The sequence below is a fragment of the Acinetobacter sp. CY79 genome (assembly GCF_059515845.1).
This window is the reverse complement of the sequence record NZ_JCAKMY010000054.1, coordinates 1-9,805: the sequence shown is the minus strand read 5'-3', so window position 1 is coordinate 9,805 and position 9,805 is coordinate 1. Positions and strand designations below refer to the sequence as shown.

Sequence of the window (9,805 nt, the reverse complement as noted above, 5' to 3'; positions counted from 1 at the left end):
GCAATTTCACCAAATTGATTCATCGCAATATGTAATTTACAGCCATAAAACCAGCCCATTGAGCTTCTACCACGTGATGCAATTTGGACTAATGATTTATGACGCTGAATACGTTGATTTTTACAAACTGGCAAAGTTGTTGAATCAATCCATAAATATTGTGTACCTTGACCTTTCATCAGTGCCACATGTAAAGCGTGTAGAGCTAATTGATGCCTATTGATCAGATGAATCATCCGTTGGTAACAGGGTAAGCTTTTAAATAAATGATTTTTATCCTGTTTCAACCATGTAAAAAAGGCTTTGAAATTAGTGAAATGAGAACATTTATACCAGATAGCAATAAAAGTGATTTCTGAGATACTCAAGTGAGCGGTTCGGACTCTTGAGAAACGACGACTTTGTTTAAGGAAATTCCAATAGGTTGCTTCAAATTTAAGAAAGAAATCATCAATTAAACAGAATAATTCGGTACTATTAAACATAGGGACTAGAGTTTTAAGTTTTGTGTGGTAACTCAACTGATGGCTCTAGTCCTCTTATTTTTCAAGTCAATTTCTTATCCGCGATTCGGGTTAATTTAACTTTTTACGAAATCGTAAATCAGTAATTGAATGATAGAACCAAGCTAAAATGCTTGGTTTTTTTATCCCCATCAATTGGCGATTGTTAAAATATATGCATAATGGGGTGAGTCTTGATATGACTATAAAGGAATAATAAATGAGAAAATCGGTATTCATCATATGCAGATAAAGTCTAAGCAAACAGTTTGGTGGGGAATTGCTGTTGTTGCTTTTCTTATTTTTGTTGTATTGCAAATACCAGCATCGTGGTTGATTTCTAAATTTTATAAAAATAATCAGATTTTAAAAAATGTCAGTGGCAATATTTGGCATGGTCAGGCGGATTGGAAAAAAGGTCAGTTACAAGGCTCTGTAGAATGGCATACACGACCATTGGATTTGATCTTATTACGTTTGGGTGCAGACTTAAAAATTCATAGTGGTCAGACACAAGTGGATGCTGTTGTTGCTTATGGATTAGGCAAAGCAGTACATATTAAAAATGTAAATGGTCAAATTTCATCAGATACCTTGAAAAATGTCATTAACTGGCAATGGCCAAGCAATAGTATTCAACTCCAAGATGTTCAATTGAGTTTTAATCATGAGAAAGGATTTTTTAAAGCAGATGGTGGCTTGCAATGGGGCGGTGGACCATTGGTGTATACCTTCGGGCAAAGACAAGATCGGATGGAAGTGCCTTCTTTAAAAAGTGGTGTAAAAGATGAAGCTGGAAAGTTAATTCTGGATGTACAAGATCAGCGTGGTCAAAAGATGGCAAACTTGAATATTGATCAAAGCTTGATGCTAGATGTGCAATTGACGCAGCGGTTATTGCAGAATGTACCATCGTACACTGGTAAGGCGGGTCTAGATACCTATGTGTTAAGTTCTCGGCAACCTTTGTTAGGTGGAGGTTCTTAATGCAAAAGCTAAAAGCAAAACTGGATACTTTATCTTGGGGTCAAGCTGATCGTTTGGCACCTTTAGCACTACTGATTCTTATTTTGCTGTTGTGTTGGAAGTTGGCGAGTTTATTTTGGTGGACGATAGCACCCCCTCAATTGATTCAAGTTGAACCAGTTAATATTGGATCTCAGCAAGCGCAAGTCCCGAATATTTCTGCATTTTCATTGTTTCAAGAAGCAGGTGCGACAGCATCAAGTGCGGATGCAAACTTAGCCATGCAGTTACAGGGCGTGTTTGTTGCTTCACCGAGTACAAACTCTTCTGCTGTAATTAAAGTGAATGAACTTTCTGATCGTTATGTGGTCGGTGAAAATATTGAAAATAGTTCTTACCGCTTGTCTGAGGTGTATTGGGATCGCGTGGTCTTACAGCAATCTAGCGGTGCAACTAAAGAGCTGTTATTTTCTGGCATTGAAAATTTAAATCAATCGATGTCACCTGAGAGTGCTCAGCAAAATGTCGCTACAGCAAATCAAGCTACAAATAGCCAGATGCCAAATAGTCAATCCTCATCTAATGCCAATAATGGTCAACGTGCCTTGGGTCAGGCGATTGATCAAATCCAAGAAAACAGAGAGCAATATTTAAAAAATATGGGGGTGAATGCTTCTAACGGTCAAGGTTATGAAGTCACAGATCAAACCCCTTCAGCACTACGTAATAAATTGGGTTTAAGATCAGGAGATCGCATTCTTTCTTTAAATGGACAACCTGTAGGTCAAGGACAATCCGATGCTCAGCTGTTAGAACAAGCTAAGAAAGACGGTAAAGTGCGAATAGAAATTAAGCGTGGTGATCAAGTGATGACCATCCAACAAGATTTGTAAGTGTGTTACTAAAAAATTATTAGGATAGATAATAAGTTATGGATTTTTGGAATCATAATCGTTCAGTTTTAGCGGCAGTAGCGGTAGCACCAGTTTTAGCGGTATTGAGTGTTTCTGCACAAGCTCAGACGTGGAAGATTAATCTACGTGATGCAGACCTGACCGCCTTTATTAGTGAGGTTGCCGATATTACAGGGAAGAACTTTGCTGTCGATCCGCGAGTCCGAGGTAATGTCACGGTTATTTCAAATAAAGCCCTAAATAAAAATGAAGTTTATGATTTATTTTTAGGCGTATTGAATGTAAATGGCGTGGTGGCGATTCCATCAGGAAATTCGATTCGTCTAGTCCCTGATAGTAATGTTAAAAATGCAGGCGTTCCCTACGATCCTTCTAAAAATGCGCGAGGTGATCAAGTTGTTACTCGCGTCATTTGGCTTGAAAACACCAATCCTAATGACTTAATTCCTGCGTTACGTCCTTTGATGCCTCAATTTGCTCATCTGGCTGCAGTACAAGGCACCAATGCTCTGATTGTGTCTGATCGTGCCAGTAATATTTTTCAAATTGAAACTTTGATTCGTAATTTAGATGGAACAGGTCAAAATGATATTGAGGCTGTGACTTTGCAGCACAGTCAAGCCGAAGAGATTATTGAACAACTCAGTGCAATTAGTGCCACAGGGTCATCCAAGGATTTTGCAGGGTCAAGAGTGCGGATTATTGCGGATATTCGTACCAATCGAATTGTGCTGAAAGGTGATACCAGTACACGTAAGCGCTTACGTAATATGATTGAAATGCTAGATGTGCCTTCTGCTGATCGTTTAGGTGGTATGAAGGTATTTAAGCTGAAATATGCCAGTGCCAAGAATTTATCTGAAATTCTACAAGGTTTAGTGACAGGCCAAGCTGTTCAGTCCTCTACGAACAATGCTTCAAACTCTAATTTGAATAACCCATCCACTAATTTAAACACCAACTCTAATGCGAATAGTACGAGCAACAATTCAATCAATACCCCTGCCATTAGTTTGAATAGCGGTAACAACTCGAGCAACCAAAATAATATCACCAGCTTTAATGGCAATGGCGTCAGTATCATTGCGGATAACACGCAAAATGCATTGGTGGTAAAAGCAGACCCACAATTGATGCGAGAAATTGAAGCGGCAATTCAGCAACTCGATACACGTCGTGAACAAGTGTTAATTGAGGCTGCCATTATTGAGCTGGAGGGTACGGATATGGACCAGCTTGGTGTGCAGTGGGCCATGGGGGATATCAGTAGCGGTATTGGTCTCATTAATTTTTCAGATGTAGGAACAGGCTTGGCTCAGTTAGCAGGAGGTATTTTGGCTGGTGGTGCAAATGCTTTAGCTGGGATTGGAGATGGTGCTTCGATTGCTTTGGGGGATTATAAACAAAACTCAGATGGTTCAAGAGAGCTATATGGAGCTCTCATCCAAGCATTGAAGCAAAATACGAATTCTAATTTGTTATCTACTCCTTCAATTGTGACATTGGACAATGAAGAAGCTTACATTGTGGTGGGGCAAAATGTTCCTTTTGAGACAGGTTCTGTCTCCACAGGTGTGGCAGGTGTAAATCCATATACGACTTTAGAGCGTAAAGATATTGGTGTAACGCTTAAAGTCGTTCCTCGGATTGGTGAGGGGGGCTCTGTACATTTACAGGTTGAACAGGAAGTTTCAGCTATTGCTGCTCGTGGGCAAGCACGAGATCTTGTAACCAATAAACGTGCTATTAAAACTTCTGTAATCGCTGATCATGGTCAAACTGTGGTTCTGGGAGGATTGATTGAGGATAGTTCAAGTACGGGTCGTCAAGGAGTTCCTGGTTTGAGCTCTATTCCTGGATTGGGTCGCTTATTTCAAGCCAATAGTAAGAATGTATCAAAGCGTAATTTATTGGTCTTTATTCATCCAACGATTATTCGTAATAATCATGATGCACAGCGTTTAACTCGTCAGAAGTACGATCGTTTATATAGCTTACAATTGGCAATGGACAAAAATGGTAGCTTTGCCAAATTACCTGATAACGTAGATGATATTTATCAACCACGATTGCCTGTAAGTAAAACTCCAGTGCCAGCAAAACCTACGGTTTATCAAAGTGTCCCATCGGGCGGAACCCATAAAGGCTCAAAAGTGGTAACAACGCCTTTAGCCGTTGAACCTATTCGTGTTCCAAATGGCCAGCCTGTTCAGGTTCAACCGACACAAGAAGTTGAAAAGACTAAGAATACTGTGACCACAACCACGATTCGCTCTGCATCTTGATGGCGTAGGCTTAGTAAAATTAAATCAGCATGTTAAGATATTTTAAACTTTGAAGTGAGCAGATCAATATGACTTGGAAATTGCAAACCATTAACGGTGAATTCACTGGTACGGAAATTACAATCGAACGTGATATGTTGGTTGGTCGTCATCAAGAAGCAGATATTGTTTTGGCTGCTGCTGAAATTTCACGTCGCCACGCTGCTTTTTTTCTTAAAGAACAAGCACTATATGTTCAAGATCTGAAATCTTCAAATGGTACTTTTGTCAATGATGTGCGTGTTGAAAATGAATCATTGCTCAAAGATGGTGATATTGTCCAGTTTGCCAGTTTAAAATTTTCTGTCCTTGCGCCTGCCATTATTCAGACTCAAATGGATGAGCCTGAAGTCATTGTACAGCCTGCTGAAGCTGTCGCAACTTCAGAGCTTCCAGTCACTCAAGTTCATTCGACTCAACAGGCAGAGCCTGTCGAAGACCTTAAAGTCAAACAGCAAAGCGATGTCCCTGTTGTTGAAGAAGTGATTGCTGAGCAAGTTGTCGCAGAAAAAACAGTCGCAGAAAAAATGAATGAACAAGGTATGCCTGATCTTAAAGAGCGTGATGCGAATGTAAAACTTTCACCTGAAGGTATGCCACAAAATGTGGGTATTCCTAAACCTGCACCGATTCCTGCAGACGTGGATTTAAATGCAAAACCAGTTCGTCATGAAGCATGTGAAGTGGATATCCCTGCAACGTGTGTAGAGCAAGAAAAAGAAACTCAAAAGAATGCAACGATTGGCTTGATGGCATTACTTGCAATTATCTTTATCGCAGTCATTGCGTGGTTTATTTTTAACTAAGCCTTGTTGGTAATTGTTGATAAGTGATTAAAGATCAGGGCATGCATTAGGCATGCCTTTTATCTATCTAATAAATGAAAAGTATTGGGGAAACAACATGTCGATAGCAAAACTGGATCAGCGTGAATTAATTTTATTTGATTTGGATGGAACATTGGTTGATTCGGCATTTGACCTGTATCGTGCAATGAATATGAGTCTGAGTGTACTTAAACTACCACGCGTCACAGAGCATCAAGTCAGAACATGGATAGGAAAAGGCACGTCTTTATTTTGTGAGAGTGTTTTAAAGTATTTAACAGGTCAAGTTGAGCCTCAGCAGCATCAATTGCTACTGGATACTTTTCTTGAAATTTACAATGCTGAACCTTGTGTGGATACTCAACCTTTTGATGGCATTGTTGAGTTTTTGGAATGGGGTGTGAAACATCAAAAAATCATGATCTGTGTGACCAATAAACCTGAAATACCGGCACGCAAGATTCTTGAAGTATTGAAGATGGATCATTATTTTGCAGATGTCATTGGTGGTGATCGCTTTGAAGTGCGAAAACCAGATCCTAAGCCACTTTTACACTGTGTTGAGGCTTTTCATTCAACACCTGCGCAAACGCTAATGATTGGTGATTCTAGCAATGATGTAGAAGCGGCACGCCGTGCGGGTATCGATTGTATTGTGGTGAGCTATGGCTATAATCATGGTGAAGATATTCAATTGTGTCATCCACAACAAGTGGTTGATAACTTAAAAGCGTTACTGATTTAAGCGCATTGAGTAATCAAAAATGTTAGCTCTATAAACTAAAGTGATCAGTCAAACTCAAGTTAATCGCAAATAAAATTGAAAGGAAAATCTTGAGATTTTATTTTAAAAACAATGTGAGAAAGGGAAGAGGGATGGAAAGTAAAAGTACTTTTCGATGGCGTTACTAAGTTTGACATTATTTTATTCAACTTAGATCAATCGAAAACTTAAGAGATATTCCTCATGACCACTCAAAGTCAGTTCCAACAATTAGAATCACAAGGCTATAACCTTATTCCTGTCTATCGTCAGCGTCTGGCGGATACCGATACACCTTTATCTGTATTTGCCCGGTTGAAAGACCATCAACAAGCCTATTTATTTGAATCTGTAGAAGGGGGCGAGAACTGGGCGCGCTATTCGATTATTGGCTTGGGTGAATCAACTGTTTTTTCATGTAATGAAGGGCAACTCACGATTCAGCAAGCGAATGGTTCTATACAAACACAAGCGTGTAGTGATCCTTTTCAATATATTCGTGATTTTCAGTCGCAGTTTAGAGTACCGAGTCAAAAAGAACTGCCAGACTTACCGAGCTTTACCGGGGGGCTCGTAGGTTACTTGGGGTATGACTCAGTTCGATATATCGAACCACGTTTGAAAAACATCCCTCAAGCTGATCCTGTTGGTATTCCTGATTTATGGTTGATGCTCTCTAAAACAGTGATTGTGTTTGATAACCTCAAAGATACGCTATTTATTATTGTGCATGCAGACACACAAGATGCAGATGCATTTAATCAGGCGCAGGCAAAGCTAGATCATATAGAGGCTTTACTGGCGACACCTATGAGTTTACAAGCCAAGAAGCACAGTGCACCACATTTTGAATCGCTGACAGGTAAAGAGAAATATCTAGAATCGATTGAGATTGTAAAGGAATACATTCGTGCAGGGGATGTGATGCAAGTTGTGCCTGGGCATCGCATGGTTTCAGATTTTGATGGTGATCCACTACAAGTTTATCGGGCGCTAAGACATCTCAATCCTTCTCCATATCTATTCTTAGTGCAGGGCAGAACACTGGGTGATAACAAAGCATTCCATATCGTGGGTTCGTCTCCTGAGATTTTATCCCGCTTAGAAAATGGCATTGCAACTGTACGTCCATTGGCGGGAACGCGGCCACGTGGCAAAACCAAAGAGGAAGATTTAGCTTTAGAGCAAGATCTATTGTCTGATGAAAAAGAAATCGCAGAACATTTAATGTTGATCGATTTAGGCCGAAATGACGTCGGTCGTATCTCTAAAATTGGAAAAGTGCAAGTGACTGATCGAATGGTGATCGAACGCTATTCGCATGTCATGCACATTGTTTCGAATGTACAGGGTGAGGTTAGAGATGACGTCGATGCTTTGGATGTTTTTAAAGCCACTTTCCCAGCAGGAACACTTTCGGGTGCACCAAAAATCCGTGCCATGGAAATTATTGATGAAGTTGAGCCAGTAAAACGTGGAATTTTTGGTGGAGCGGTTGGTTATTTAGGCTGGCATGGTGAAATGGACATGTCGATTGCGATTCGCACCTGTGTGATTCGTGAAAATAAGGTCTATGTTCAGGCTGGAGCAGGGTTGGTTGCAGACTCAAATCCTGAATCAGAATGGAATGAAACCCAAATAAAAGCTCGCGCAGTGATCAAAGCGGTTGAATTATCATCAAACGGATTGATTTTGTGAGTTTTTAGCGTTTTTTTTGAAAAAAACACTTGCACGGATTTCAAGTTTTGCTAAACTGCACACCGTTCCGATACGAAACGTATCAAACACTAAGAAGCGCCGGCATAGCTCAGTTGGTAGAGCAACTGACTTGTAATCAGTAGGTCCACAGTTCGAATCCGTGTGCCGGCACCATCTTAGAGGGTTTGAGAAATCGAGTAAAAGAGCGACACTGAAAGTAAGTGTAAAAATGGTGAGGTTCCCGAGCGGTCAAAGGGGGCGGACTGTAACTCCGCTACGAAAGTTTCGAAGGTTCGAATCCTTCCCTCACCACCAATTTTTAAGACTTCAATAAGTGGATGTACCAACATCGTGCGGGAGTAGCTCAGTTGGTAGAGCGGCAGCCTTCCAAGCTGCATGTCGCGAGTTCGACCCTCGTCTCCCGCTCCATTGAAGCGAAAATTTGCTCTTATAGCTCAGTGGTAGAGCACTCCCTTGGTAAGGGAGAGGTCTCGAGTTCAAATCTCGATAAGAGCTCCAGATTACAGTTTAGTGATTTTTATCACAAAGTTAAATAAAGCAGGCTATTTAGTCTGCTTTTTAAGTATTCAGGGTGTCTATTTTTTAGTCGATTTTAGCAATCTTAGAGTTGTGTCGACGTAAACGAGGAAAATCTCATGGCTAAGGCTAAGTTTGAACGTAATAAGCCACACGTTAACGTGGGCACAATTGGTCACGTCGACCATGGTAAAACAACTTTAACAGCTGCAATTGCAACTGTTTGTGCAAAAACTTTTGGTGGCGAAGCGAAAGACTACGCTGCAATTGACTCTGCACCTGAAGAAAAAGCACGTGGTATTACGATTAATACTTCACACGTTGAGTATGACTCAGTTATTCGTCACTACGCACACGTAGACTGCCCAGGTCACGCCGATTATGTTAAAAACATGATTACTGGTGCTGCTCAGATGGATGGTGCGATCCTTGTATGTGCTGCGACTGATGGTCCAATGCCACAAACTCGTGAACACATCCTTCTTTCTCGTCAGGTAGGTGTACCTTACATCGTTGTATTCTTAAACAAATGCGACCTTGTTGATGATGAAGAGCTTCTTGAACTCGTTGAAATGGAAGTTCGTGAACTTCTTTCTACTTATGACTTCCCAGGTGATGATACTCCAATCATCCGTGGTTCTGCTCTTCTTGCACTTAACGGTGACCAAGGTCAATACGGCGAGCCAGCTGTTGTTGCTCTTGTTGAAGCGCTTGACTCTTACATTCCAGAGCCAGAACGTGCAATCGATAAAGCATTCCTTATGCCAATCGAAGACGTATTCTCAATCTCAGGTCGTGGTACAGTAGTGACTGGCCGTGTTGAGTCTGGTATCGTTAAAGTAGGCGAGTCTGTTGAAATCGTTGGTATCCGTGATACACAAGTAACGACAGTTACTGGTGTTGAAATGTTCCGTAAATTGCTTGACGAAGGTCGTGCTGGCGAGAACTGTGGTGTACTTCTACGTGGTACTAAACGTGAAGACGTTCAACGTGGTCAAGTATTGACTAAACCAGGTGCGATCAAACCGCACACTAAATTCGATGCAGAAGTATACGTACTTTCTAAAGAAGAAGGTGGTCGTCATACTCCATTCCTTAACGGTTACCGTCCACAGTTCTACTTCCGTACAACTGACGTAACTGGCGCGATCTCTCTTCAAGAAGGCGTTGAAATGGTTATGCCTGGTGACAACGTAGAAATGTCAGTAGAACTAATCCACCCAATCGCAATGGACCCAGGTCTACGTTTTGCGATCCGTGAAGGTGGTCGTAC

The 9,805-nt window shown here is 40.9% G+C and carries 8 protein-coding genes and 4 tRNA genes; 11 read left to right on the top strand and 1 reads right to left on the bottom strand.

Going from position 1 to position 9,805, the window contains the following annotated elements:
* Positions 1 to 485: transposase (locus tag AC5YCE_RS15140; RefSeq protein ID WP_496170869.1), on the bottom strand; the 485-nt coding region annotated here is incomplete at its 3' end.
* A gap of 261 nt (positions 486 to 746) precedes the next feature.
* Here AC5YCE_RS15140 and gspN point away from each other — a divergent pair.
* From gspN to tuf, 11 genes are all read left to right on the top strand, one after another.
* A complete protein-coding gene (gspN, locus tag AC5YCE_RS15135) occupies positions 747 to 1,490 on the top strand; it encodes a type II secretion system protein N (protein ID WP_496172584.1) in 744 nt (247 codons plus the stop codon).
* Positions 1,490 to 2,362: a type II secretion system protein N gene (locus AC5YCE_RS15130; RefSeq protein WP_496172583.1), complete on the top strand. Its 873-nt coding sequence runs from the start codon at positions 1,490 to 1,492 to the stop codon at positions 2,360 to 2,362. Before gspN ends, AC5YCE_RS15130 begins: the two co-directional genes overlap by 1 nt.
* Before the next feature lie 38 nt (positions 2,363 to 2,400).
* Positions 2,401 to 4,668 (top strand): type II secretion system secretin GspD, encoded by a 2,268-nt coding sequence (gspD, locus tag AC5YCE_RS15125; RefSeq protein ID WP_496125995.1) that lies wholly within the window; start codon positions 2,401 to 2,403, stop codon positions 4,666 to 4,668.
* A gap of 68 nt (positions 4,669 to 4,736) precedes the next feature.
* Positions 4,737 to 5,513, top strand: a complete 777-nt coding sequence (locus AC5YCE_RS15120; protein ID WP_496172582.1) for an FHA domain-containing protein — start codon at positions 4,737 to 4,739, stop codon at positions 5,511 to 5,513.
* Between the two features lie 97 nt (positions 5,514 to 5,610).
* The gene (locus AC5YCE_RS15115; RefSeq protein WP_496172581.1) at positions 5,611 to 6,279 is read left to right on the top strand and encodes a phosphoglycolate phosphatase; all 669 of its coding nucleotides are present in this window, start codon (positions 5,611 to 5,613) and stop codon (positions 6,277 to 6,279) included.
* Positions 6,280 to 6,501: 222 nt separating this feature from the next.
* Positions 6,502 to 7,995, top strand: coding sequence for an anthranilate synthase component I (gene trpE / locus AC5YCE_RS15110; RefSeq protein ID WP_496172580.1), 1,494 nt, complete (start codon positions 6,502 to 6,504; stop codon positions 7,993 to 7,995).
* A gap of 98 nt (positions 7,996 to 8,093) precedes the next feature.
* A tRNA-Thr gene (locus tag AC5YCE_RS15105) sits at positions 8,094 to 8,169 on the top strand.
* A 57-nt stretch (positions 8,170 to 8,226) separates the two neighbouring features.
* A tRNA-Tyr gene (locus AC5YCE_RS15100) sits at positions 8,227 to 8,310 on the top strand.
* A gap of 38 nt (positions 8,311 to 8,348) precedes the next feature.
* A tRNA-Gly gene (locus AC5YCE_RS15095) sits at positions 8,349 to 8,424 on the top strand.
* 15 nt (positions 8,425 to 8,439) lie between these two features.
* Positions 8,440 to 8,514: transfer RNA gene (locus AC5YCE_RS15090), tRNA-Thr, on the top strand.
* A 137-nt stretch (positions 8,515 to 8,651) separates the two neighbouring features.
* The coding region (gene tuf, locus AC5YCE_RS15085; protein WP_496172543.1) for an elongation factor Tu at positions 8,652 to 9,805 on the top strand (1,154 nt) is incomplete at its 3' end.